General features: G+C 55.8%; 23 protein-coding genes. 7 read left to right on the forward strand and 16 right to left on the reverse strand.

Annotated elements, in window-relative coordinates:
• Nucleotides 1-13: 13 nt before the first annotated feature.
• The 15 genes from ASF29_RS08560 to ASF29_RS08630 form a co-directional block, all read right to left on the reverse strand.
• Entirely contained in the window at nt 14-1,153 is a 1,140-nt protein-coding gene (locus tag ASF29_RS08560; RefSeq protein ID WP_062450265.1) for an FAD-dependent monooxygenase, read from the reverse strand.
• A 64-nt stretch (nt 1,154-1,217) separates the two neighbouring features.
• Entirely contained in the window at nt 1,218-2,873 is a 1,656-nt protein-coding gene (locus tag ASF29_RS08565; RefSeq protein WP_200925524.1) for a thiamine pyrophosphate-dependent enzyme, read from the reverse strand.
• Nucleotides 2,874-3,070: 197 nt separating this feature from the next.
• Nucleotides 3,071-5,248, reverse strand: a complete 2,178-nt coding sequence (locus ASF29_RS08570) for a xanthine dehydrogenase family protein molybdopterin-binding subunit (protein WP_062450266.1) — start codon at nt 5,246-5,248, stop codon at nt 3,071-3,073.
• A 3-nt stretch (nt 5,249-5,251) separates the two neighbouring features.
• The gene (locus tag ASF29_RS08575) at nt 5,252-6,235 is read right to left on the reverse strand and encodes a xanthine dehydrogenase family protein subunit M (protein ID WP_062450267.1); all 984 of its coding nucleotides are present in this window, start codon (nt 6,233-6,235) and stop codon (nt 5,252-5,254) included.
• Nucleotides 6,236-6,237: 2 nt separating this feature from the next.
• Nucleotides 6,238-6,867 (reverse strand): (2Fe-2S)-binding protein, encoded by a 630-nt coding sequence (locus tag ASF29_RS08580; RefSeq protein ID WP_244473521.1) that lies wholly within the window; start codon nt 6,865-6,867, stop codon nt 6,238-6,240.
• 118 nt (nt 6,868-6,985) lie between these two features.
• Entirely contained in the window at nt 6,986-7,930 is a 945-nt protein-coding gene (locus ASF29_RS24885) for a hypothetical protein (RefSeq protein WP_062450268.1), read from the reverse strand.
• 210 nt (nt 7,931-8,140) lie between these two features.
• Nucleotides 8,141-9,064 carry a helix-turn-helix domain-containing protein gene (locus ASF29_RS08590; RefSeq protein ID WP_062450269.1) on the reverse strand — a complete coding sequence of 308 codons (924 nt, stop codon included), beginning with the start codon at nt 9,062-9,064 and terminating at the stop codon, nt 8,141-8,143.
• An 87-nt stretch (nt 9,065-9,151) separates the two neighbouring features.
• Entirely contained in the window at nt 9,152-9,844 is a 693-nt protein-coding gene (locus ASF29_RS08595; protein ID WP_062450270.1) for a DJ-1/PfpI family protein, read from the reverse strand.
• Nucleotides 9,845-9,945: 101 nt separating this feature from the next.
• On the reverse strand, nt 9,946-10,716 hold the full coding sequence (locus ASF29_RS08600; RefSeq protein ID WP_062450271.1) for an alpha/beta hydrolase: 771 nt from the start codon (nt 10,714-10,716) through the stop codon (nt 9,946-9,948).
• 184 nt (nt 10,717-10,900) lie between these two features.
• Nucleotides 10,901-11,887: a xanthine dehydrogenase family protein subunit M gene (locus ASF29_RS08605; RefSeq protein WP_062450272.1), complete on the reverse strand. Its 987-nt coding sequence runs from the start codon at nt 11,885-11,887 to the stop codon at nt 10,901-10,903.
• On the reverse strand, nt 11,884-12,420 hold the full coding sequence (locus ASF29_RS08610) for a 2Fe-2S iron-sulfur cluster-binding protein (protein ID WP_062450273.1): 537 nt from the start codon (nt 12,418-12,420) through the stop codon (nt 11,884-11,886). The genes ASF29_RS08605 and ASF29_RS08610 overlap by 4 nt, the downstream gene beginning before the upstream one ends.
• An 8-nt stretch (nt 12,421-12,428) precedes the next feature.
• A complete protein-coding gene (locus ASF29_RS08615; RefSeq protein ID WP_062450333.1) occupies nt 12,429-12,737 on the reverse strand; it encodes a YciI-like protein in 309 nt (102 codons plus the stop codon).
• A 5-nt stretch (nt 12,738-12,742) separates the two neighbouring features.
• Entirely contained in the window at nt 12,743-14,956 is a 2,214-nt protein-coding gene (locus ASF29_RS08620) for a xanthine dehydrogenase family protein molybdopterin-binding subunit (protein ID WP_082453427.1), read from the reverse strand.
• Between the two features lie 289 nt (nt 14,957-15,245).
• Entirely contained in the window at nt 15,246-16,160 is a 915-nt protein-coding gene (locus ASF29_RS08625) for a LysR family transcriptional regulator (protein WP_062450275.1), read from the reverse strand.
• A 155-nt stretch (nt 16,161-16,315) separates the two neighbouring features.
• Nucleotides 16,316-16,747 (reverse strand): helix-turn-helix domain-containing protein, encoded by a 432-nt coding sequence (locus tag ASF29_RS08630; protein ID WP_082453432.1) that lies wholly within the window; start codon nt 16,745-16,747, stop codon nt 16,316-16,318.
• A 62-nt stretch (nt 16,748-16,809) separates the two neighbouring features.
• Here ASF29_RS08630 and ASF29_RS08635 point away from each other — a divergent pair, with 62 nt between their 5' ends.
• Nucleotides 16,810-17,667, forward strand: a complete 858-nt coding sequence (locus ASF29_RS08635) for an enoyl-CoA hydratase/isomerase family protein (RefSeq protein WP_062450276.1) — start codon at nt 16,810-16,812, stop codon at nt 17,665-17,667.
• Nucleotides 17,668-17,879: 212 nt separating this feature from the next.
• A complete protein-coding gene (locus ASF29_RS08640) occupies nt 17,880-18,254 on the forward strand; it encodes a VOC family protein (RefSeq protein WP_062450277.1) in 375 nt (124 codons plus the stop codon).
• Nucleotides 18,255-18,555: 301 nt separating this feature from the next.
• On the opposite strand, the gene ASF29_RS08645 is transcribed toward ASF29_RS08640, so the two are convergent.
• On the reverse strand, nt 18,556-19,542 hold the full coding sequence (locus ASF29_RS08645; protein WP_244473522.1) for a methylenetetrahydrofolate reductase: 987 nt from the start codon (nt 19,540-19,542) through the stop codon (nt 18,556-18,558).
• 116 nt (nt 19,543-19,658) lie between these two features.
• Between ASF29_RS08645 and ASF29_RS08650 the strand changes: the two genes are divergently transcribed.
• Genes ASF29_RS08650 through ASF29_RS08670 form a run of 5 tightly spaced genes read left to right on the forward strand, consistent with a single transcriptional unit; the run spans nt 19,659 to nt 23,314 of the window.
• Nucleotides 19,659-19,853, forward strand: a complete 195-nt coding sequence (locus tag ASF29_RS08650; protein WP_062450279.1) for a hypothetical protein — start codon at nt 19,659-19,661, stop codon at nt 19,851-19,853.
• Nucleotides 19,854-19,888: 35 nt separating this feature from the next.
• Nucleotides 19,889-20,845 (forward strand): VOC family protein, encoded by a 957-nt coding sequence (locus tag ASF29_RS08655; protein ID WP_062450280.1) that lies wholly within the window; start codon nt 19,889-19,891, stop codon nt 20,843-20,845.
• 3 nt (nt 20,846-20,848) lie between these two features.
• Nucleotides 20,849-21,577, forward strand: a complete 729-nt coding sequence (locus tag ASF29_RS08660) for a PIG-L deacetylase family protein (RefSeq protein ID WP_062450281.1) — start codon at nt 20,849-20,851, stop codon at nt 21,575-21,577.
• The gene (locus ASF29_RS08665) at nt 21,577-22,248 is read left to right on the forward strand and encodes a 4-carboxy-4-hydroxy-2-oxoadipate aldolase/oxaloacetate decarboxylase (protein WP_200925525.1); all 672 of its coding nucleotides are present in this window, start codon (nt 21,577-21,579) and stop codon (nt 22,246-22,248) included. The genes ASF29_RS08660 and ASF29_RS08665 overlap by 1 nt, the downstream gene beginning before the upstream one ends.
• A complete protein-coding gene (locus ASF29_RS08670) occupies nt 22,241-23,314 on the forward strand; it encodes a 4-oxalomesaconate tautomerase (RefSeq protein ID WP_156462578.1) in 1,074 nt (357 codons plus the stop codon). Before ASF29_RS08665 ends, ASF29_RS08670 begins: the two co-directional genes overlap by 8 nt.
• Nucleotides 23,315-23,337: the final 23 nt, after the last annotated feature.

Consider the following 23,337-nt stretch of genomic DNA (forward strand, 5'->3'; position numbering starts at 1 on the left):
TACGTTTGCTGCGTTATGTCGTCCTGAGAGGCCCGTACGTGTTCTTGTAGCTCAAAGGTCCGAGTAGCGGCATGAGAAGATTTCGGACAGGTGCTGGCAACCGAGATACTTTTGCGGCACGGTCTGTCATGGCTTGCACGTGCCGCACTCGATCGCGTCTTTGACGCGTAAACTGTTCTCCCAGGCTTTGCGGATCGGCATTGCCTGATATGAGATCCGCAAGCACGATACTGTCTTCCAGTGCCAAGGCCGCACCCTGCGCCCAAACGGGAGCAGTCGCATGCGCGGCATCGCCGATGAGGATCGCCCGGTTGCAACTCCAATCCGAAAGGCGGATTTCGTGCAAAGGTGATGTGAACAGTCGATCCGGCGTCGACAGTGCTTCTTCGACGGCCCGCCGCGGTTCGCTAGTGAAGCCGGCCATATGCTGCAGCAAAATCCTGGGATCTTGGGCAGAACTCTTATCATTTGTGACAGTCGCCCAGCCATAAACTTCATCAGGCCCGAGCGGGATGAGCAACACGATCGCGTGCTGTCCCATCCACACGGTCCAGCAATCTACGCCAGGGTTAGGGCCGATGAACCGCCAGCTCCTTTGTGCCAGTTGCGAGAATGAGGCTGAACCCCCTTGAAAACATAACTTGCGAACAATGGAGTGAACGCCATCTGCTCCTACAAGGTAGCTGGCTTGGAGCCTTTGACCGTCCGATGTTGTGACTGTCGCGGCATTGCCGGAGGCAGTCGCCGATGTAACGGCGCTTTGATAACGGGTCAGATATGCCGGAACGTCTTTCATCAACAGCGCGGCTAGGTCCGACCGTCGCATGCAGCGTGGGGCATTATCAGATCCCCAGAAGTCGACTTCGTCTACTTTGAAGAGCAGGCGTGCGCCGGAAGATCGATACTCGCGACGCGTAATGGGATTTCCAACCTGCTTCAGGTCATTCCCGAGACCAAGCCTGTTGAGCGCAGCGATAGCGTTGCCGGGAAGATTAATGGCTAGTCCGGAGTCGACCAGATCCATACGGCGTTCAAGCGCTACGACTTTGATATCGCGCCGATACAGTTCACGGGTCAGTGCGAGCCCGGCAATGCCAGCACCGACGACGATTACGTCAAACGGATCCGGCGCGTCATTTTCATTTTTCATCATGGTATCGATCTTTTTATCGTCAGTCCGGTTCGAACACTGGTTGAAGGTTGGTAATGAGGTTCGATCAAGATGTCGAAATCACGATTTCAATCAGGTTCGGTCGACCCGATGACACGCCCTCTTGGATTGCTGAGTGAATTTCATCTGCTGGATACACCCGGCGGGCAGTGATGCCGAAAGCCGTCGCAAGCGCTTGAAAGTCTATGTATGGCTTATCAAGCTCCATGCCTGCAATCGTGGAATTTCCTCCTGTCTCATAGCCTTGAGCGACAGAGTATCGTTTGAGAATATTGTATTCCGCGTTGTTCATAATGACGAATGTGACGGGCACGCCCAGTCTGGCTGCAGTCCACAGAGCCTGTGGCGCATAGAGAGCCGAACCGTCTCCCAGGAGGGCAACGACAGGCGAGCCGGGCGATCCCAGAGCCGCTCCCACGGCGGCTGGAAGACCCCATCCGAGAATGGCACTTCGCATGAACAAGTATCGGCGCACATCGATTTTTTCGAGAAACGATCTCACGTGCAGCATGGTCGCTGGCGCTTCATCGACGACGATCACGTCTGTGTTCAGCGCGTTTAATACCTCGCCAGCGGCCACGAAGGGAGTGATCGGTGTTCGTTGCTTTTGCTCTTCAAGCTGTGCCTCCAGACAAGACAATCGCACTTCTCTCTCGGCCGAAGCAAGCGATCGGTGGGCTGCACGGGCTTGCTCATGATGGCCGCTTGCATCGACAAGCAGAAGACCGAGAGCGTGCAGCGATGTTTTCAGGTTACCGACACATGCAAGTTCCGTCGGGTACGTGCGACCCGCCTCGTTTCCATCATGGGTGATCTGATAGAGACGGCAGCCCTGCGGCAGGGCCGGACCATCGCTGTAGAGATAGGATATGAACGGATTGTCGCCGATAACAAAAACGGCGTCCAGGTCGGAGAGCACGGAGCGCATTTCCAAAGCCGTCGTTGGAAGGTTGCCTTTCCATAGGGGGTGTGAGGCAGGAAATGACATTCCACCTGGCCATGACGGGCCATAGACTCGCGCGCCAAGAAGATCGACGACGTTGACAAGTTCCGCGATCGCGTCACCGGCATTCACTTCGTCTGTCGCAATAATCCCCAGGCGTTCCGGCTGTATCTCCATCAAAGCAAGAGCCAGATCTTTCAAGCCACCGGCAGCCGCGGTTCGGTTTACGGTGGAAGGCTTTTCTACGAGATCAGTCGTCTCTCCCGTCAGCACGTCAATAGGTAGAGACAGAAATACGGGGCCAAGAGGCGGCGTTATTGTCGCTTCCAGCCCTCGCCGGAGAAGAGGCGCAATTTGATGCGGATGGAGCACTTCCCGTGCCCATTTCACGACGGGAGCCGCCATCCCGACCGCGTTGCCATAGAGAAGGGGATCGCTGAAGCTGTGTCTGGTATCCTGCTGGCCAACCGTGACGACCATAGGCGTCTTGGCGATTTGAGAATGAAGAAGAGCGCCCATGGCATGCCCGAGGCCACCCGCCGTATGAAGATTGACGAATGCTGCACTACCACTCGATTTGGCGTATCCGTCCGCCATGGCAACGACCGCCGTTTCTTGAAGCCCAAGAACATATGTCATCTCGGGAAACTGCCGAAGGGCATGCATGATGGGCATTTCTGTCGTTCCAGGGTTACCAAATATATATTTGACGCCTGAGTCTGAAAGCACCTGCAGAAGGCGCTCTGCACCTGTAGTCATATTCACTCCTGGATAGTCTTGCTTCAGCAGCATGGCGTCGGCCTGTGGGCTGGCGTCCATGCTCTGACCTGTTGTCACCAAATTTTCTTGGCGATAGATTTTCGGGTATTGGGCGCATCCAATGAAAGAGCATCGTGCGCCCTGGAGGGTTTTTGATCAGTTATCCCATATGGCAGGCCATGCTTTCACAGACGCCGCTATGCAAGGACGTCTTCCACTCTGATCGGTAATGTGCGGAGCCGACGTCCTGTTGCATGCCAGACCGCATTGGCAATCGCCGCAGCCACGCCTGTCATGACGACCTCGCCGAGACCTTTGATACCAGTGCTGTTGATAAGGGGATCTGGGCGGTCAATGAACTCGACTTCCGTGCGACCGATGTCAGCGTTCACGGGAACGATGTATTCGGCGATATCGGTGTTCAGGAAACCGCCATAACGCGGATCAACTTCAGTTGCTTCCCGTAACGCCGCTCCGATGCCCCAGACAACGCCCCCTTTGACCTGGCTCTCGGCCGTACGCGGGCTTATCACGCGACCGCAATCAGCCACGCTTACGACACGCGCAACGCGGATCCGCCGCGTTGTCGGCTCGACGCGAACTTCAACGAAATGGGCGATGTAACTATAGCTTATGAACTCACCATAGATCGGCCCCCATGGTGCAGGACGTCCGGAGTGAAGCGCTTCGGCGAGTTGTGCGGGCTGCCCCGGTGCGCGCCTTTCGATGCGGACTTCATAGCTGTCCAAGCCCTGTTTTGCGATGGCCGATTGCGGATTGGGTCCGAGTTCCACAAGAAGCTTTTCGGCTGCTTGCTCAGCCGCTGGAACTGCCGTCGCCGTTCCCCACGAACCTGCGGTCAGATGCTGGGGCGCGCCACGCGTGTCGCCAATGACGGCATCCACCTTGGCAGGATCGATGCCAAGTTTCCGGGCAACTGCATTTGCCAAGGCGGTTCGAATGCCCTGGCCCATCTCGTGCACACCGACCGAGACCGTGACATCACCATCCCGCGACATTTTCAGTGTTGCCACCGCAGCCGCGGTGGCGGCCTTATAACACCCGCACCCCACACCCATGCCGATCAGATCACCGTTTTCCGCTATCATGGAGCCTGGCTTCGGGTTGCGCGATGACCATCCGAACCGTTGCGCTCCACGCGTAAGGCATTCGTTGAGGAAACGTGAGGAGAGAGGCAGGCCGGAAACCGGATCTTTGTCCGTATCCAGCGATAGCCTGTATTCCACCGGATCACGTTCGAACCGCGCCGCCATCTCATCGACGGCTGTGTCGAGAGCAAAGGATGCGAAGTGCTCATATGGTGCCCGCATATATCCCGGCGTTTGCACATCCGTCTGCACGATCCTCTGGAAGCCCTTGAAATTCGGTATCCCGTAGAGCCGTGCCGCTGCGCTCGTATAGTCCAACGGGAAAAGGTCATGCCGTGAGCTTTGGGCATCGACATCGTAGAGAGCCGAGGTAATGCGGCCATCCTTATCCGCACCGAGCCGAACTCTGTGACGTGATTCAGGACGGAAGCTCGCATTGGTAAAAAGCTGGTCACGGGGAACCACCATTTTGACCGATGCGCCGAGCTCCCGTGCGGCCCATGCCACAAGGGTCGTCTGCATCTGCATGGAGTTCTTCTGTCCAAATCCTCCGCCGGCATGTGGAGAAATGACCGTTACGTTCTCCGGAGGAATCCCGAGGCTTTGCGCTACGCCGAATTTTATCGCGCCAGCATTTTGCGTGCCTTCATGAATGATGAGCTTGTCATCTTCCCAGGTCGCAACAGTTGCAACCAGCTCTATGGGATTTTGATGTTGAGGGGGGCTGTAGAAGCTCGCATCGACAACTTCAACAGCGCTTGCCAGGGCGGTCACGGCATCTCCGGCGACAGTATCGGCAAAGAGCTGTTGCGGCAGTGGAGACTCTGCCTGCGCAATGGTGTTTGTTCCACTGCTTGAGATCGACGAGGCGAAAGGCTCCTTCTCGTACACGACGCGGATCAGAGTGCGTGCATGCAGAGCAACCTCCAGCGTTTCGGCTACCACCATGGCGATCGGCTGGCCACGATGCGCGATCACTTCGCTCGCCAAGGGATTGAGGCTCTGGAAGGCATAGCCACCACCCAGGAGAAAACCAGCGGGCTTCAGGTCCTGAACATCCTTGTGCGTGACCACCATCTTTACACGTGCCAGAGCACGGGCCGCTGAAACGTCGATCTCGGAGATCTTACCCTTTGCAACAGTTGCAACTGCGAAGACGGCATGCAACTGCCCCTCGCTTCGCATGTCGGCAGCGTAGATCGGAGCGCCCATGACTTTGGCATGTGCATCGACGCGAACGATATTGGGAAACTGCGTGTCTGCCATGTTTCAGATCCTCGTTTTTGCAATCATGAGGGCATCGGCAACGACCCGTGCCCCAAGCTCGGTCTTGAAGGCGTTGTGGCGGGTGGTTGAGGCGCCGACGAATGCTGCACGACCGGCTGCATGTGCTGTATCGTCATTCAAGGGACGACCGATGAGTGCTTGTTCTGCGGCTGCCGATCGCCATGGTCGGGTAGCCACGCCTCCCAGCGCGATGCGCACATCCCGAACAATCTCTTCCTCCATTTCTATGCCTACCGCTGCCGAAACGAGGGCGAAGGCATAGGACTCGCGATCACGGATTTTGACGTAAGTGGAGGAGCGGGCGGCTTTCGTCAGCGGTACATGTATCGCTTTGATGAACTCGTCCGGGCGCAGATGGGTCTCCATATGGGGAGTTTCGCCAGGCTCCCGGTGAAGATCGACAAGATCCAGCTCCCTTACGCCAGAGGGACCTGTAATTTCGACCCTCGCGTCGAAAGCGGCCAGTGCCGTTGCGAAGTCACCGGGATAAACGGCTATACATGCAATCGATCCGCCGAAAAGCGCGTGGTTTCTATTCAGACCCTCAAGCGCCGCGCAACCAGATGCCGGCTGGCGCTTGTTGCACGCATAAGGTTCACCATGGCGAAAGTAGCTACAGCGGGTTCTTTGGAGCAGATTGCCGCCGAGGGTTGCCATATTCCGCAGCTGCTGCGAGGCTGCCAACATGAGTGCTTCTCGCAGGGCAGGGGACCGCAGACGAAGCGTCTCGTTCTCGGCGGCCTGGCTCATACGGAGCAGTGAATCCAGTATCAGCGTGTCGTTTTCGACGCGGATCGGCTGGGGGGCAAGTCCGCTGATATCGACAACCTTCGCAGGATTTTCGACATCCAATTTCATCAAATCGTAGAGGGTGGTGCCGCCTGCGAGGATGCGTGTTCCCCCATCGCGAAGCGCCTTATTGACATCATCAGCACCGCTGGCCCGAAAATAGGAGAAAGGATGCATGTTCAGCTCTCCATCTTCGTGCGGGCATCTTCGATTGCGCTGACGATGTTTTCATACGCACCGCATCGACAGAGATTGCCGCTCATGAATTCCTTGATTTCCGCGCGAGATCCGGCATGGCCCTCCCGCACACATGCTATCGCAGCCATGATCTGACCCGGTGTACAATAGCCGCACTGCATGGCGTCATGATCGATGAAAGCCTGCTGCATCGCATGCAATTGGCCTTCGCGTGCGATGCTTTCGATTGTCTCAACCAAGCGTTTCTCGCATTGCACGACTGGTGTGAGGCAAGATGCGACGCGTGCGCCATCGACGTGAACCGTACAGGCCCCGCATTGGCCATGGTCGCAGCCTTTCTTTGTGCCAAAGAGACCTCTTGTTTCGCGCAGAAAATCCAGCAACGAGGTCCGGGGATCGAGTGTTTCGGCCACCTCCTGACCGTTGACCCTCATTGAAACCGGCACCCGATCAAGATAATCGATTGTTCCAGTGGTCGGTTGTTGCGCCGCCGCTGTAGAAATCGATCCCCATGTGAATTCGGAAACGCCGAAGCCAACCGCCCCGATCACAACTTCCCTGCGGGTGAAACCAAACTCCTGATTTCCGTCTGCTTCTATATTCTGTGGCACGATTGCTTCTCCTGATGTGTCTTGACGAACTCAGCGAATAATTGCTTGCGATCGTCGTATCTTCAGATCCGACCCGGAACTACGAGTGGGCATCTGGTGACGATCTCCTCAGGTGACGTCAGGTCATGTGTTCCTCACACCACGACAGAATCTCGTTTGGCTGTCTCTGGAAGTAGGCGTATCCGTCCGAAGAGCCGTTCTTGCCGTCGATGCGGACCAGCTTTTTTTGAGGGCAGGGTATGGCGTCGTAAGCAGTCTGAATGTCGTCCGGGTTGCTGCTGCAATCGCCCGTTGCCTGATAGAGTAATGCGGGAATAGCCACGCTTTTCGCCCACGGGACTGGGCTGAATTGCGCAATTTTAAAACCGGTATTCAGAAAGACCCGGTTATCAAGATCATCGAAACAGCAATGCGGAATGCCTAGCCTCTCGAACGCCCGGTCCAGCACCGCCTCGATGAAAAATGGCTGAGCGCAAACCATAAAACGAACGTCGACAAACACATCTGGTCTGCGCGTCATAGCAAAGAGTGTCGCGTTTGCACCGATACAGCGACTGAACAGTCCCATCGACATATGACGCAAATCGCGGCGGCTGCGGACATAACGTAGCGCTCCGATCACGTCTCGCGATTCATGGCGGCCACCAGAAAAGACGCTGCCATTGACTGCCCCGACTGGCCCGAAATTTCGCAGATCGTAGGCAAGGATATTGTATCCGGCATCGTGCAGAATTTTATAGTCTGCAATGAAATCGCTCTCAGGGCCTTTAGCCGTCCGGCTGCCGAACAAGGGTATCAAATGAGGCGGTATATCAGAGCGATCTAGCCAACGTGGATGGTTGGCGATAATGATCTTTCTGGATCCTGAGGCGGGAATGAACCAGCCTTGAAGCGGAAGTCCGTCCTCAGACGGAAACCAAACATGCTCGAATTCAAGTCCACACGCATCCGGACACCGAAGAGTAGGCGCCCGTGGCCATTCAATGAAACTGTCCGCTATTCCCTGAAGAGCATTTTGCGAAGCGTCTTCATCGGGCTTTAGCTGGTGTTGTGCACGGGCCATCATCGAGCTCCAAAGAATATGACTGCGAACTGCCCATCATTATCTGCGACCGTCTGGTCTTCCAGTCTGTTTCTGCCATTTGCCGATCCTGCGAAATCAATTAGCAATATGACGAAAGTCCCCAACTGCTGTGGGTTTAAGGTTGTTGGATTGCGCAAACTTACAATCCGGTCGGTGTTTGCCGCGCACCGGAGAGGCGCTTCTCACGGTCTATCCTGCAGTCGATCTGTAGACGGTCGGGGTCGCTCCAAAATGATTGGTGAAGACCGTTGAGAAATTGCTGGCACGCGTGAACCCGCATCGATAACCGATTTCGGCGACAGGAAGCTGCGACGTCCGCAGTAGCCGTCGCGCCGTCTCCAGTCGCAATTTTTGCAAGTATTTGAACGGTGTCGAACCTGTCACCGCGCGGAACTCACGCAGGAAGTGATGTTTACTCAGACCCGCCTCGGCCGCGATGTCGTGAAGCGTTAGTGGCAAGTCCAATGAGACGGACATGTATTCCACTGCCCGTCTTAGACGACGGTCCGTAAGCTGGTGGCTCGTACGGCCATCATTGTCAGGGTTCCACCACGCGGCATGCTGCGAAAGCAGATGGGCACTCAGAAAACTGACGGTTTGTTCGGCATAAAGACTTGGCGCACCAGCGGTAAGGGCGCGTGTGAGTGCCAATGTCGTGTGGAAAATCGTTTCGTCGGAGAACACCAATGCATTCAGGTGTCTATCGATGTCGCGAGCACCGATGCGACGATAATCTTCTGCAACCTCGTCAAGGACGATTTGAGCGAGATAGAGATGAGCCGTTTCCGCGAAAGGATCACTTTTTTGAACCTCAAATTGTAGCCGATTGGTCTGGTGTCTGGCCGTGAGACCGCCGCATCCGACCTCGTAAAATGCATGCTGCCATCGTCCATGCGTCAGAACCTTCACGGACGAGCAACCTTTAAGCTTGACCACCAGCGAGATGTCGCCGGTGCTGTGTGTCTCGAAGATGCTCGACTGCCCATACCCTCGCTGGATATCGAGCAAAAGATCGGACCAATCCAGCGTTCTGCTGGACTGCATCAGGGTACATGGCTGGGACTCGGATGAGAGCAAACTCTCTGGATCGAAGCGTTGCTGCCGGGTTTCCATCAGATTCAACTCTTTCGCAGATGTGCCAAATTCCGGGTGTTTGCTTTACAAAGCACTCGCTGGCTTTTCGGGTTTTCGCTCACCTGCTCAAAGCAGGCCTTTTGCTGCCCGTTCTGTGACAGCGCGTCTTCTGGCAAGCGGCGCCACCATGGCGCTTCTGGCGGCCTCTACCAAAGCTTCGGGTGCCTCGGCAGGCGATCCTGTCTTGAATGGCGGCTTTGGATCATACTCGAGCGCGAGCTGAATCCCCTGTGCAATATCGCTGCCATAAAGATCCGCGACGACGGTCAAGGCGAAATCAATGCCTGACGTAACCCCGGCGCCAGTGACGCGGTTTCTGTCCCATACGACGCGCTCGTGCACAGGCTCCGCACCCAGCAGCGATAGCTGATCAATCGAAGACCAGTGCGATGTTGCACGATAGCCTTTCAACAGCCCGGCAGCGCCAAGGACCAGTGAGCCTGTGCAGACGGACGTTACGAGTTTTGCGGTGTTCGCAACGCGCTTCAGGAAAGCCAATGTTTCCTGGTCTTCCATCAGATCGACCTGGCCCGGTCCACCGGGCACGCATATGATGTCGATGGGTGGGCATTCGGCAAATGTCGTGGTGGGTACAATCGCCAAATTCGAGTCCGACAGGACGGGTTCACGATTTTTCCAAATGAGATGAACGGTCACATCTGGAGCTCGCGCAAAGACCTCGTAAGGTCCGGTAAGGTCGAGCTGGGTCAATTGCGGGAAAAGAAGAAATCCAACCGAGAGTGCGTTTTTTGTGGTCATGTAAAGAACCTTCCAACAATTCGCGCTTCGTGCATGCGTACGACGCTGGTTCTTAGAACTATCGGGACACACGAATTGCCTCGCGCGTCTCGATGCAATTGTTACTTCGCAGCTTTTTTGATCAGGTCTGCAACCGCTTTCGGATGAGAAACCATCACAACGTGGGATGCGTCGGGGATGACAACCGTCTGTTTGGAGCCGGCGCGATCAGCCATGAACTTCATGCTCGCTGGTGGAATGTTCTTGTCGCCACTACCATAGATGAACCATGAGGGAAGTGTTTTCCAGGCAGGCTCGCCTGATGGCTCGTCAAGAGCGGCTTTCGTTACAGGTCGCTGCGTTGCGGCCATCAGCGCCGCTTCGTTGCGGGAAACGTCATGTGCGAACTGCTGATGAAACTTCTTCTGATCGATATAAAGATCCGATCCTCCCCCGGCCAATCCAACAGGCTCGGCCAGAGCCGATGCCAGCGAACTCCCGGGGTACTTGCCGGAAAGTGTTGCGGCTGACTCACCGGTGTCGGGTGCAAAGGCAGAAACAAATACGAGAGATTTTACATTTGTATGACCTACGGCCGCTACGGAAATGACCGAGCCGCCGTAGGAATGGCCGACCAGCACCACAGGCGTTTTGATGCTGTCGATAATCGAGGAAAGGTATCCGGCGTCAGATTTCACACCGCGCAAGGGGTTGGCGACGGCCACTGTGCGAAAACCGTCTTTCGTCAAAGACTTGATGACACCATTCCAACTGCCGCCATCGGCGAAAGCGCCGTGAACGAGAACAATGGTCGGTTTGTCGGTGTCTGCTGCCTGAACGGGTGCAGAAAATACAAGGGCAGCGGCGATCCAAGCCAAAGCAATCTTATACATAGTCTCTCCTACGTTTTTGGAATCATAGAGTCATGAAAAAGTGAACGTGAAGGCGGACAGTATTCGCATACGGCGATACCTGTTTTATCGAGGCATATTCATCATACAACAACTGCCGGTATGGTTTCAGCTGGTGTAAGCATTCCTACAGGCGCCGCGAGATGCGGTGTTCAGTGACGCCTTTTTAAACCTCGTCAGGACGAGGCTGCATTTCTATGAAAAGAACTGAGAGAGCGCGACGTGCGAGCGGCAACTTGAATGCGTTGTGTTTCGTCGGCATGGCCCCGTTAAACGCGATATCGGCGATATGATCGGCTGGGTTCGTTCTTGCTGAGATATCGTTTTCTGCCATTTCAACGCGCCACGGTTTGGGTGCAACGCCTCCGAAAGCGACACGGCTCGCCGTGAGCTTCGATCCTTCGAAATGCGCAACCAATGCGATCGACACATTTGCGAATGCGTATGACGCCCGATCTCGAAGCTTGAGATAACGCTGAGTTCCTCCAACAGGCTTCGGAAGCTTCACGGCGGTGATCAGTTCACCTGGCCGCAATCCGGTCTCAATGTGAGGTGTCTGCCCCGGAAGAACATGCAGCTCCGCAATGGGTATTTCCCTTGCGTTACCGTCGGGGTTCAACGTCTCGACAACCGCATCCAGTGCTCTGAGAGCGACTGCCATATCGGAAGGATGGGTCGCAATACAGGAATCGCTCCCACCAATGACGGCAAGATTACGCGAAAGTCCTTCCAGCGCGGCGCATCCGGACCCTGGCTGCCGCTTGTTGCAAGGGAGATCGGCGGAATAGAAATACATGCATCGTGTGCGTTGAAGCAGATTTCCGCCAACAGTTGCCTTGTTTCGCAATTGGCCCGATGCGCCCGATACCAGAGCGCGCGCCAGAACGGGATAGCCGGTGCGGACGCGCTCGTCGGCGGCGACATCGGTATTGCGAACAAGAGCGCCAATCCGCAATCCGCCTTCTTCCGTGTCCTCTATACGTTCAAGACCGATGCGGTTTACATCGATCAGATGTGGAGGCGCTTCTATATTGCGCTTCATCAAATCGATGAGATTTGTGCCTCCCGCAATATATCGTGCTCCGGGTGTTCGCGCGAACGCCTCGACCGCTTGAGCAGGATTCGACACCCGCTCATAGGTGAAATATTTCATGGTTCCGTCTCCAAAACTTCCCGGATCGCGGCGACGATGTTGGGGTAGGCGGCGCATCGACAGATGTTGCCGCTCATACGCTCACGGATTTCCTCGTCAGAGCCATCAGGACTGTTGATGTCCTGCGTGACATGGCTCGGCACGCCTCGCTGCAGTTCTTTGAGTGCCCCAACCGCCGAACAGATTTGACCGGGTGTGCAATAGCCGCATTGAAGACCATCGTGCTTCACGAATGCCGCCTGCATCGGGTGCAGGTCATCCAAAGAGCCCAGTCCCTCGATCGTCGTAATATGATCGCCCTCATGCATCACGACGAAGGATAGACAACTGTTTATGCGTCGGCCTCCGACAAGTACCGTGCAGGCTCCGCACTGCCCCTGATCGCAACCCTTCTTTGTCCCGGTCAGACCAACAATATCTCGCAGTGCGTCCAGCAACGTCATTCGAGGATCGACGTGTAGAAGAACGTCGACACCATTCACGGTAAGACTTACATCCATCTTATGCGTCGCAGCCTTTAAACCCTGGTTCATGCGGAACCTCACTCATCAGGCCGAATGATGGACGATGCTTCGGGTCCGACAACTGTCGCCCATTCCCGGATGCGCCAGCTGCGTACCAGTCCATTGTTGATGTAGGGGTCTTCCTTGGCGAATTTCTCAACGACTTCGATGCTGTCTGCCTTGAAAAGGATAACGCCGGTATCGAGCGGATCCGTGAGAGCACCCGCAAGAATGAGTTCGCCCCTGTCGACAGCGGCCCAGGCCTTTTCAAGATGAGCGTTCCGAAACTCGGGTCTGCGTGCTTCATAGCTCTCACCGAATTCCATAAAGAGAATATAATGCTTCATATTGATCATCCCTCGTCGTTGAGCGTATCGAACTGAATAGGAAGGGCGCGCGCCCGGCAGCCGGTTGCGTCGTAAACGGCATTTGCGATGGCAGCGGCAACGCCGACGATCCCGATCTCACCGGCGCTTTTTGCGCCCAGAACGCCGGTGCCGGGATCGGGGAGCCCGACAAATGCGACATCGATGTCGGGAATGTCGGCGTTCACAGGAACAAGATATTCGCCAAGGTCAGTGTTGATGTATCGGCCGAATCGGTCGTCGATATGTGTCGCTTCCCAAAGTGCTTGGCCGATCCCCATCGTGGCCGCCCCTATGATCTGGGATTTCGCCGTTACCGGGCTGAGGACCTGACCGACATCAATTGCGCTGACAAAACGTCGGACCCGAATGGAGCCGAAATCCGGATCGACAACCACCTCGCAAAAATGTGCCGCATTGCTTTCGACGCTCACCGGTAAAGCGCCATCAGGTGAAAAACTGCCAAATCCCTCGATGGATCCGGTGCCGGTTTTCGACAGAGCCGCCAGAAGTTGGTCGTTACCGACATCCGGCGAGGATGATGTGAGAGACCGTAGCTTTGCCTTCAGGTCTTCACACGCCAGCAGAATTGCTCGTCCAACGCTTGCGACAATCCGTGACCCACCGGCTTGCGGGGCGAAGGGCAGGTCGGTATCCCCGAACTGTAGTTCCACGTTTTCGGCTGGTATCCCCAATGCCTCCGATACAATCCGCGGCATCACCGTCGTATTTCCCGTGCCAATCTCCGAAAGTCCGGTCGCGATGACGGCACGCCCGGAGGGATAAAGCACGACCCGCGCGGTCGCGGCAGACGCGTATCGCGGATAACTTCCGGATGCCATGCCATGGCCAATGAGAAGCCGCCCCTCACGTCCACCGCGACGTTCTGCGCCTGCTCGCCAACCAAACCGCGATGCTCCGACCTCGTAGCACTGCTTCAATGCCGTGCTTGACCAGGGTTTGCCTGAATCCGGGTCTTCGGACGCGAAGTTTCGCAGGCGAAGATCGACAGGGTCGATCTGCAGTCTGACAGCAAGCTCGTCCATAGCGGTTTCAAGTGCGAACGACCCGGTACTTTTTCCCGGTGCACGCATGGAGGTGCCAGCGGGGAAATTCAGGTGTACCAATTTCGTCGTGACGGAAACATTGGGACAGCCGTAGCGGGTACGCGTCCTGCCGACACAGCCTTCGACATATTCATCGATCATTCCGCTTTGAACGAAAGCCTCATGTTTTATGGCCAGAAGCTGGCCTTTTTCATCGGCCCCTAATGCGACGTGCTGAACCAGTTCCGGACGGTGCCCAACCCCCGTGAACATCTGCGGTCGGGTCAGAACCAATTTCACGGGTCGCTCTACGAGGCGCGATGCGAGCGCCGCGATATATCCGTGAGGCCAAAGCTGAAGCTTGCAGCCGAAGGCGCCGCCTACAAATTTTGAAACAACCCGCACTTTTTCTTTTTCCAGGCCGAATGCGCTTGCGAGGGCAGCGGCGATGATGTGAGGACCCTGATTGGCGTCATAGACGATCAGTTTTCCATCTTCCCACATGGCAAGCGTTGCGGGCGCTTCTATCGGATTATGATGGGCGGCGGGTGATCTATAAGTCTCGCTTACGATGACAGATGCGGCTTTGAGTGCTTCATCCACGTTGCCGCGCTGGGACGTTGCCGGTTCACCGCCTGGAATTTGTCCGGTCTGCGGTTCGCGTGCTTCGTGCGTATGCGCCTCCAACCCCACCTGGAGATGATCTTCAAAATATTCGATCTTGAGCGCGTGTGCGGCATAGGCTGCGTTTTCAAGCGAGTCTGCGATAACGGCTGCGACTGGCTGGCCTGCATAGCGAATGGTCGAATCCGCCAGCGTAAGGGTTGCGCCATGATCTGGCCGGCGCAGTATTTCTTCAGGCGTCGTTGGCCAAGTGGGCGCAGCATCACCGCGCAATTCCGCTGCGTTCAGATGTGAGACAACACCCAGGACACCCTGGCATTGCATTGCAGTGTCGAGATCAATTGACACGACGCGTCCGCGGGCGATCGGGCTACATACGAGGACGGCATGGGTGAGATTGTCCACCTTGTGGTCTGCGGTATATTTTGCCGCACCGATCACTTTGAAAGGCGCATCAGTACGTACCGATGACGAGAAGTGCGGTGCTGCTGAACTCTCGGGTAACGGTGCGTGCGAAAAGATTGATCCCATCCAATAACTCCGTAGTTCGCTCCGTCGGCATGCGGATCGAAGGTCTTGCCGTGCGGGGATAGAAATAGCTCAACGGCCCGGAATGTTTCGCGCCAATTTGTCGCTACAACGCGGACAGAAAAGGCGAGAAAGATTGCGGACGGCCAGTATCGACGCACCAAACATGGGACGCTTGGTGCGTCGCGTGTTCGCACCGCCTCGCCTTAGCAAGTGGCATGGCAAGTCTAGGCCAATAGGGGTGGTCGCGCCCTGTGGCAGCGAAATCAGATGTGCTTGGTGCTGGTTCGGCTCAGTTAGCGGCTGGCTGCTTTAAGCGCGACAGCGCAAACTGCTTGAAGGCCTCGACTGCCGGAGATTTGTATTCATCGACAGACGTGTAGATGAAAGCCGGCCAGTAAAAATGGTTCCACTCCGGCATCACCTCGACCAATTCCCCTTTGAGAATGAGATCTTTCGCAACGAAGTCGAGCAGGCGAACGATGCCGTAACCATTCAGAGCCGCCGCGACAAGTGACGGCGCATCATTCAGGGTTAGGCCACAATCTGGGGCAATCGACTGCCGTTCCCCTGTCGCATTGACAAAGTCCCATGCGTACGGCTTGCCGGTTGTCGCGTCGATCATACGAATACAGCGATGATTGCCCAGAATGTCACCAGGAGCAGACGGTCTGCCGAACCGCTCGATATAGGCCGAACTTGCGCAGGTGACCACGCGGCTTGTCAGCAGAAGCTGCTTGTCGAGATCGTTGGATTTGGGCTCTCCGAACCGGATTGCGGCATCGACACCTTCTGAAAGTAGATTGTCGATCCGGTCTCGTACAAACAAATCGACCTTTACCTGAGGGTTGTCCGCGAGAAAATCAGGCAGGATCGGGATCAAGAGATAAGGACCCAACGCGCCGTCTGTCGATACGCGCAATCGCCCCCTGACATTCGTTGCCGACGCGGGTCTTGCAGTCCGTCCCAGTGCCTCTAGCAATGGAGTTGTCTCATCCAGAAAAGTCCGTCCCTGATCGGTCAGTTTGATCGCGCGTGAGTTGCGGTCGAACAGCCGCATGCCGGTTCGGTCTTCGAGCCGACCGATCGCTTTTCCAATCCCCGACCTCGACAAGCCAAGCTGTTCGCCTGCCTTCGCATAGCTGCCTGTTTTGGCAACAGCGACGAACACAGTAATGCCCGCGATTATTCTGCCGTCGAATATCAAGGGCGTCCTCCGTTTGCAGGGTCATGGTTCGGGAAGAAAATAAGCGGTAACGATCAGGCGCACATGCTCATTTAAGTTTCAGACGCTGTAGATTTTTTTCCTAGCCGATTTGCTAAAGCGCGAACCGTAAATGTCCGACCGCCTGCGACTTTTGGTCAGTAAGAATGCTGCGTGTCAAACTTCCGCTGGCAGTCTTCTATGGTGTCGATGTTGGCCAAAGTCCACTGAAAGAGCGTCGAAAAGGGCTCTTTCAGTGACTGACCAAGCGGGCTCAGAGCATATTCTACCCCAAGCACGCGTCCGGGCAAAACCCGACGCGTGATCATGCCATTGCGTTCCAGCTTGCGTAACGTCTGTGTCAAAACCCTTTGTGTGACGCCGTCCAACTGCCGCTTGATGGCGTTGAAGCGTTTCGGCTCGTTTAAAACCTCCAACACCATCATCGACCATTTATCAGCAATTTGATCAAGAATCACGCGGCTTGGACAGTCCGCTCGATAAACAATCTCTACGTCGCTAATCGGTATTCTCCAGCATCCTTGGTATGTTTCAAGTGCGTAATTGACGACTAATATAACGAATACCATCTTGTATCGAGCAGGCAAGTCCGCTGAGCGGGCTCATTTTCAGTACAGCCAGGGATGGAAAAATGAAGTTAGAACGCCTCAATGTGTTCTCTGAAAAAGGTGTGGCAACGATCACGATTCACAATCCGCCGGTGAACGTTCTTGATGTCGCGTTGATGAAAGAACTGCGCCATGTCCTTTTGACGATGCGCGATCGCTCCGACATTCTCGTGCTGGTGTTCGACAGCGCCAATCCTGATTTCTTCATTGCGCATGTCGATATGACACTCATCGATGAGCCGCATGCATTCGACGATATTGCTCGCGAAGCACCCGAAGGACTGAACCCATTTCAGGCGCTTGGTGAGTTGATCCGGGAACAGCCTCAGGTCACCATCGTAAAGCTCGCAGGAATAGCGCGGGGCGGCGGCGCGGAATTCGTTACTGCCGCCGATATGGTCTTTGCGGCGGAAGGCAAGGCGGGTCTCGCGCAATGCGAGGCGCTCATGGGTATCATTCCAGGCGGCGGCGGTACGCAGTACCTGGCAAGCCGAATGACAAGGGCGCGCGCGCTTGAAATTATTCTTGGAGCGGATTTGATTGATGCCGAAACCGCAGAGCGGTATGGCTGGATAAACCGAGCCATTCCTTTGGAGCAGCTAGACAGCTTTATCAGTCGGTTGGCCCACAATCTCGCGGCCTTGCCTGAAGGTGTGATTGCTGCTGCAAAGTTGGCAATCCCTGGGCCTGATCTTGGTGTCGGCTTCCTTCGGGAGCACGAGGCCTGGGCAGGTCTGTTCGCAAAGCCTGCGGCTGCAACGCTCATTCGGGGAGGCCTCGCATCCGGGGCCCAAACACGTGACGGGGAGCTAAATCTGGAGGCGTTGCTCAGAGGTCTCGACGGCTCTAGCTTTGCGAATAATGCCCTGAGTGAGAATTGAAATATAGCAGATCCGGTCACGGCGCTCAAACCCGCTTCGATGTGGAGAAATTCTTTCATTGTGAGGAAAGCCCTTGGCGTTTTCGTATGGGAGCAGACAAGAAGCTACGACTCTGTAAAATGCGCGGACGTGGTCGTGATCTGCATCATAATAACGACACTCTCAACAAGGCATGTGAGCGACGGACTATCGATACCTTCAGGAGAAGAAGCATGTTCACGCACGTCATGATCGGCAGTAACGACTTGGAGAGAGCCAAGTCATTTTATGACGCGACTTTTGTAGCCTTGGGTGGAAAGCCTGGCGAAATAGATGCGAGAGGCCGTTTGATCTATATCCACGAGGGTGGCCGTCTGATGATTACGACCCCGATCGATGGCAATCCAGCGACCGCAGCGAACGGCGGAACGATTGGTATCGTCGCCTCGACCCCGGATCACGTTCTGGCATGGCATGAGGCGGGTACCAGACACGGTGGTACGGCGATAGAAAGCCCTCCCACGGAACGTACCAATGGTTCGTTTGTAGCGTATCTTCGCGACCCGGATGGCAACAAACTCACGGTCCGGACCCTGCCGACGAAGTAACCCGGTTGGCACGGCATGCCGGGCCAAATAGTGGCGTCGGTTCTGCGCAAATCTCCGGCTCTGTGGCGACGGCCTGTGTTTATCTATCGAAAGCCATCTCATGAGTTGGGATGCTGCCGTTGTTCCGGCACCATCTACGCCATCGGGCCACACAACCGATGAAACTTGAAAAAGCTTCGATTGGGATACTTATTCAAAAGCTCCTCAGCGTGAGCATGGAAGAAATTTGAGTAACGTTACGTGTCTTCATAGAGCCTTCATCTGCCAGGTCGATCGGTAAGAGGATCGTCACCGACTGGATCTATCGTAATGAACCAGCGCGCTGGCGCTCGTTCTCAGCAGAATGTTGTTTCATCCACTCGACCGCCGCCGGGATGCCGCCCAACGGGAAAACATGTAGCTGCTCCAGCAGGCTGTCTGGGTTCTTTGATTTGTATTCCAGAAGATCTCTCACGACATCCGTTGGCTCATACGGCATAAGAAGGCGGGTTACATCGAAGGCTCGCTTCTTCAGCACCTGGAGCGAGGCGCCGACGCCACAGGTTGCCGCGTACTGAATAAGAGTCTTCAGCTTCGCAGGGCCAGCAATTCCCACATGCACAGGTATGGTGACGCCCATGTCGCGAATGCGCTCGGCCCAGTTTGTCACAGCGCTCGCTTCAAATGCGAACTGCGTCACGATAGCCATTTCTGCATCAGTTCTGGATGCAAAATCCTGCTTCGAGGCAAGTGCGCTATCGACGTTGGTCGTACCGCCTTGCTTGTCTATGTCACGGCTGCCTTCCGGGTGGCCCGCAATGTGCAGGCGGTTAAAGCCGTGACGGTCAAACAAACCTGTTTCCATCAACTGGATTGCGCTTTCGAATGCTCCATCCGGCTTTGCGTTGTTTCCGCCCAGAAGCAGTGCCTGTTTGACATCTGCCTCTTCACGATAGCGGAAAATCCAGTCCTCCAGCGTTGCAGCGTTTGGAATGCTGCGTGCCGGAAAATGTGGCATGACAGGAAACCCCTGCTCGTGAATGCGGCGCGCGGTCATGACCATATCCTCAATCGGCGTGCCGCCAATGTGCGCGATGTAAACACGCGTGCCTTTGGGAAGGATGGCCCGAAAGTCGTCGATCTTTGCCGCCGTGCGTGGCGTCACTTCGATCGACCACTGCTCCATCAAGGTCGATACGGAACCTTTCGGTTCCCTCAGATGCGAATGGACGGAATTGGGCAGTTGCATCATCCGGTCGACCTCCTTGATGTCAGTTAATGTATACATTAAGAATGGATCGCTGATCAAGCCAGTTAAAGGATTAGCAGAAAATAGCGATATTTATTGGGATAATTATTGCTTTCGCCTTCGCTATATAACATAAATGCATACATTGATGAGCCGCTTGGCTTGATCTCGCCTTTTTGGAGGAAAAGGTCACCTCGCCCGATGGCTGGCAGTCGTCGCGGCGAAAAGCCTTGATCCTCAAGGTCGTGATCGACTCGCGCGGATGGGAGGAGGACAGCCGTGCTTTGCAATCTCAAGCGTTGGCGCAGTTGGGAATGTCCGTCGCAGGCCGCCGGAAGGTTATGCTGCCCGGCGATATCGAGGAAATCTGAAAGCCGGGACGGGAGAGGGCAGGGGGAGCCGCACGATGGAAGCTTGTTATGATGTCGCCCATCTCGGTCATGTCGAACTTTATACCGACAAGTTCGACGAGAGCTTGGATTTTTTCACGCGCATCTATGGCCTGACGCCAAGTCTGATTGAAGATGGCTGTGCCTATCTCCGCGCTTTCGACGACTATGAGTTTCATTCGCTCAAGCTGGTGCGCCATCACACGACAGGTATAGGACACGTTGCGTATCGTGCTGCTTCGCCTCAAGCGCTTGAGAGGCGAGTAAAGGCAATCGAGATGATGGGATGCGGCATTGGCTGGGTGGATGGTGATGAAGGCCATGGCCCTGCCTATCGTTTCGCGGATCCCGACGGGCATATCTTCGAGCTTTATTATGAAACCCGCATCTATCAAGCGCCGCTGGAAGAACGTCCTGCGCTGAAAAACATCTCCCAGCGTTACCACGGTCGGGGAGCTTGTCCGCGGCGAATTGATCACCTTAATCTTCTGGCGGCGGATGTGTCGGCAGTCCGCGACTTCATGACGGGCGCGCTTGGCAGTCGAGTAACCGAGCAGGTCCAGTTGGACAACGGTCGGCTGGGTGCCTGCTGGTTTACCGTCAACAACAAGAGCTACGATATCGCCTATGCGGAAGATCATACTGGCGAAAAAGGCCGGTTTCACCACATCACCTATGCGGTCGACCAGCGCGAAGACATTTTACGCGCCGCCGACATCTTCCTCGAAAACGGCGTCCACATCGAAACCGGGCCGCATAAGCATGCAATCCAGGGCACCTTCTTCCTCTATGTCTGGGAGCCCGCTGGCAACCGGGTGGAACTTGCCAATGCCGGCGCCCGGCTGATCCTCAGACCCGATTGGCCAATCGTCACGTGGACGGAGACTGAGCGCAAGAAGGGCCAGGCCTGGGGTTTGAAAACAATCGAGACATTTCACACACATGGCACGCCCCCTGTGGGCAGGAAGGACTAGGTCATGGCAAAAACCGCCTTGGTAATCAGCGCACACTCAGCAGATTTCGTCTGGCGTTGCGGCGGAGCGATCGCGCTCCACCAAGAAAAGGGCTACGAGGTCACGGTTGTCTGCCTTTCCTATGGTGAGCGGGGAGAAAGCGCAAAGCTTTGGAAAAAACCGGATATGACGCTGGATAAGGTCAAGACAGCGCGGCGGATCGAGGCAGAGAACGCGGCAAAGCAACTGAACGTTCACGACATCCAATTCTTCGATCTCGGCGATTATCCGCTGGAAGTCGATCGTGACGCGAAATATCGACTGGTCGATGTCATCAGGCAGGTCCAGCCAGACTTCATGCTCAGCCATTCAAAGTGGGACCCTTACAACACCGATCACATGTACGCGATGCAGATCGCGCTTGAAGCCCGAATGATCGCTCAGGCATGGGGCCATAACCCCGGTGAGAAGGTGCTCGGAGCACCGCAACTCTATCTGTTTGAACCGCATCAGACCGAGCAGATGGACTGGAAGCCAAACATCTTCCTGGATATTTCCAGCGTCTGGGAAAAGAAGTGGGCCGCAATCCAGTGCATGGAAGGGCAAGAGCATCTCTGGCACTATTACAAGAATGTTGCAGAGAACCGCGGGAACCACTTCATGCGCAACTCCGGCGGTCAGTCCGGTGGCCGTCAGTCAACACACGCTGAAGGCTTTGAGGCGATCTTTCCAAGAACCGTGGATGAACTCTGATGGGCGTGGTGGTTCAGAACATTGATCGCGCCGAGCAGTCGGTGATCGACCGGCTGGCAACGTCTGGCGTGGCCACCGTGCATGAAGCGCAGGGACGAAAGGGATTGCTGGCCAGCTATATGCGGCCGATCTTCTCTGGTGCGCGTCTGGCGGCTAGTGCAATCACCATCTCCGCACCTCCAGGCGATAACTGGATGCTGCACGTGGCAATCGAGCAGTTGAAGAGTGGCGATATTTTTGTGCTGGCCCCGACAAGTCCCTGTGAGGATGGATATTTCGGCGATCTGCTGGCGACGTCCGCTCAAGCCCGTGGTTGCCGGGGTCTGATCATCGACGCCGGTGTACGCGACATCTTAGACCTGAAGGCGATGAATTTCCCGGTTTGGTCAAAAGCCGTCTTTGCTCAGGGAACGGTCAAGGAGACACTGGGCTCGGTGAATGTTCCGGTGGTTTGTGCCGGTGCGCTGATCTATCCCGGTGACGTAATCGTTGCCGATGACGACGGCGTTTGCGTTGTTCGTCGTGACGAGGCGGAATCTGTTGCCAAGAAAGCCGAAGAGCGGGTGGCAGGGGAAGAAGCCAAGCGCGTCAGAATGGCCGCCGGCGAACTCGGCCTCGACATCTACAAGATGCGCGAGCGGCTTGCGGAAAAGGGCCTGAAATATGTCTGACGAAAGCCGTGACGTTGCGTCAGGAGCGAACGGAGTGCGCTGCATATGGATGCGCGGAGGCACATCCAAGGGCGGGTATTTTCTGGCCGATGATCTTCCTGAAGATCGCGATGGTTTTCTGCTGCGAGCGCTTGGGTCCCCTGATCCGCGGCAGATCGACGGCATGGGTGGAGCCGATCCGCTCACATCGAAAGTTGCGATCGTAAAGCGCTCCGAGCGACCGGGTGTGGATATCGACTATCTCTTTCTGCAAATCTTTATCAATGAACCCATCGTAAGCGACGGACAGAACTGCGGCAATATCCTCGCTGGAGTGGGTCAGTTTGCCATTGAGCGCGGCCTTGTTAAGGCCAGCAGTGGGCAAACGGAAGTCCGCATCTTCATGGAAAACACCGGGCAGATCGCAACGGCGAAAGTGGAAACACCAGACGGACGTGTGAACTACTCGGGAGAAGCTCGCATCGATGGTGTCCCTGGCACATCCGCACCGGTGCCTATTACCTTTGCAGATACGGCGGGGTCGAGTTGTGGTGCCTTGCTTCCAACCGGCAACGCTCAAGACCTTATCGAAGATGTCGAGTGCACGTTGATCGACAACGGTATGCCCTGCGTCATCATGCTCGCCAGCGCGTTTGGAATCGTCGGCACCGAAACGCCGGAAGAACTCGAAGGCAATTCGGTTTTGCGCGAGAAACTCGAGGCAATTCGCTTAAAGGCTGGGCCGATGATGAACCTCGGTGACGTCGTCAAGAAATCGGTGCCCAAAATGACCATGGTTTCTGCTGCGAATGCTGGCGGCGCTATCTCGACGCGGACCTTCATCCCGCACAAATGCCATGATGCCATCGGCGTTCTCGGCGCTGTCAGCGTTGCCACGGCCTGCCTTTTGCCCGAAGGGCCTGCTGCAAACCTGGCGATCGTTCCAGATGGGAATGAAAAACTGCTGTCGATCGAGCACCCGACCGGCGAGATGAGCGTCATCGCCACGTTGAAGGACGGCACGGTAGCGAATGCCGCCGTGCTGCGCACTGCCCGGAAGCTTTTCGATGGTTTCATATTCGTGTGACGCGCCCGCGCACCAAGCCTCAC

The organism is Rhizobium sp. Leaf262, assembly GCF_001422245.1.
Classification (GTDB): domain Bacteria; phylum Pseudomonadota; class Alphaproteobacteria; order Rhizobiales; family Rhizobiaceae; genus Agrobacterium.

Excerpts from the sequence above, each read along its gene's own strand:
- ASF29_RS08560 (WP_062450265.1), bottom strand. The coding sequence starts at position 1,153 with ATGATGAAAAATGAAAATGACGCGCCGGATCCGTTTGACGTAATCGTC.
- ASF29_RS08565 (WP_200925524.1), bottom strand. The coding sequence starts at position 2,873 with ATGACTACAGGTGCAGAGCGCCTTCTGCAGGTGCTTTCAGACTCAGGC.
- ASF29_RS08570 (WP_062450266.1), bottom strand. The coding sequence starts at position 5,248 with ATGGCAGACACGCAGTTTCCCAATATCGTTCGCGTCGATGCACATGCC.
- ASF29_RS08575 (WP_062450267.1), bottom strand. The coding sequence starts at position 6,235 with ATGCATCCTTTCTCCTATTTTCGGGCCAGCGGTGCTGATGATGTCAAT.
- ASF29_RS24885 (WP_062450268.1), bottom strand. The coding sequence starts at position 7,930 with ATGGCCCGTGCACAACACCAGCTAAAGCCCGATGAAGACGCTTCGCAA.
- ASF29_RS08590 (WP_062450269.1), bottom strand. The coding sequence starts at position 9,064 with ATGGAAACCCGGCAGCAACGCTTCGATCCAGAGAGTTTGCTCTCATCC.
- ASF29_RS08595 (WP_062450270.1), bottom strand. The coding sequence starts at position 9,844 with ATGACCACAAAAAACGCACTCTCGGTTGGATTTCTTCTTTTCCCGCAA.
- ASF29_RS08600 (WP_062450271.1), bottom strand. The coding sequence starts at position 10,716 with ATGTATAAGATTGCTTTGGCTTGGATCGCCGCTGCCCTTGTATTTTCT.
- ASF29_RS08605 (WP_062450272.1), bottom strand. The coding sequence starts at position 11,887 with ATGAAATATTTCACCTATGAGCGGGTGTCGAATCCTGCTCAAGCGGTC.
- ASF29_RS08610 (WP_062450273.1), bottom strand. The coding sequence starts at position 12,420 with ATGAACCAGGGTTTAAAGGCTGCGACGCATAAGATGGATGTAAGTCTT.
- ASF29_RS08615 (WP_062450333.1), bottom strand. The coding sequence starts at position 12,737 with ATGAAGCATTATATTCTCTTTATGGAATTCGGTGAGAGCTATGAAGCA.
- ASF29_RS08620 (WP_082453427.1), bottom strand. The coding sequence starts at position 14,956 with ATGGGATCAATCTTTTCGCACGCACCGTTACCCGAGAGTTCAGCAGCA.
- ASF29_RS08630 (WP_082453432.1), bottom strand. The coding sequence starts at position 16,747 with ATGGTATTCGTTATATTAGTCGTCAATTACGCACTTGAAACATACCAA.
- ASF29_RS08635 (WP_062450276.1), top strand. The coding sequence starts at position 16,810 with ATGAAGTTAGAACGCCTCAATGTGTTCTCTGAAAAAGGTGTGGCAACG.
- ASF29_RS08640 (WP_062450277.1), top strand. The coding sequence starts at position 17,880 with ATGTTCACGCACGTCATGATCGGCAGTAACGACTTGGAGAGAGCCAAG.
- ASF29_RS08655 (WP_062450280.1), top strand. The coding sequence starts at position 19,889 with ATGGAAGCTTGTTATGATGTCGCCCATCTCGGTCATGTCGAACTTTAT.
- ASF29_RS08660 (WP_062450281.1), top strand. The coding sequence starts at position 20,849 with ATGGCAAAAACCGCCTTGGTAATCAGCGCACACTCAGCAGATTTCGTC.
- ASF29_RS08665 (WP_200925525.1), top strand. The coding sequence starts at position 21,577 with ATGGGCGTGGTGGTTCAGAACATTGATCGCGCCGAGCAGTCGGTGATC.
- ASF29_RS08670 (WP_156462578.1), top strand. The coding sequence starts at position 22,241 with ATGTCTGACGAAAGCCGTGACGTTGCGTCAGGAGCGAACGGAGTGCGC.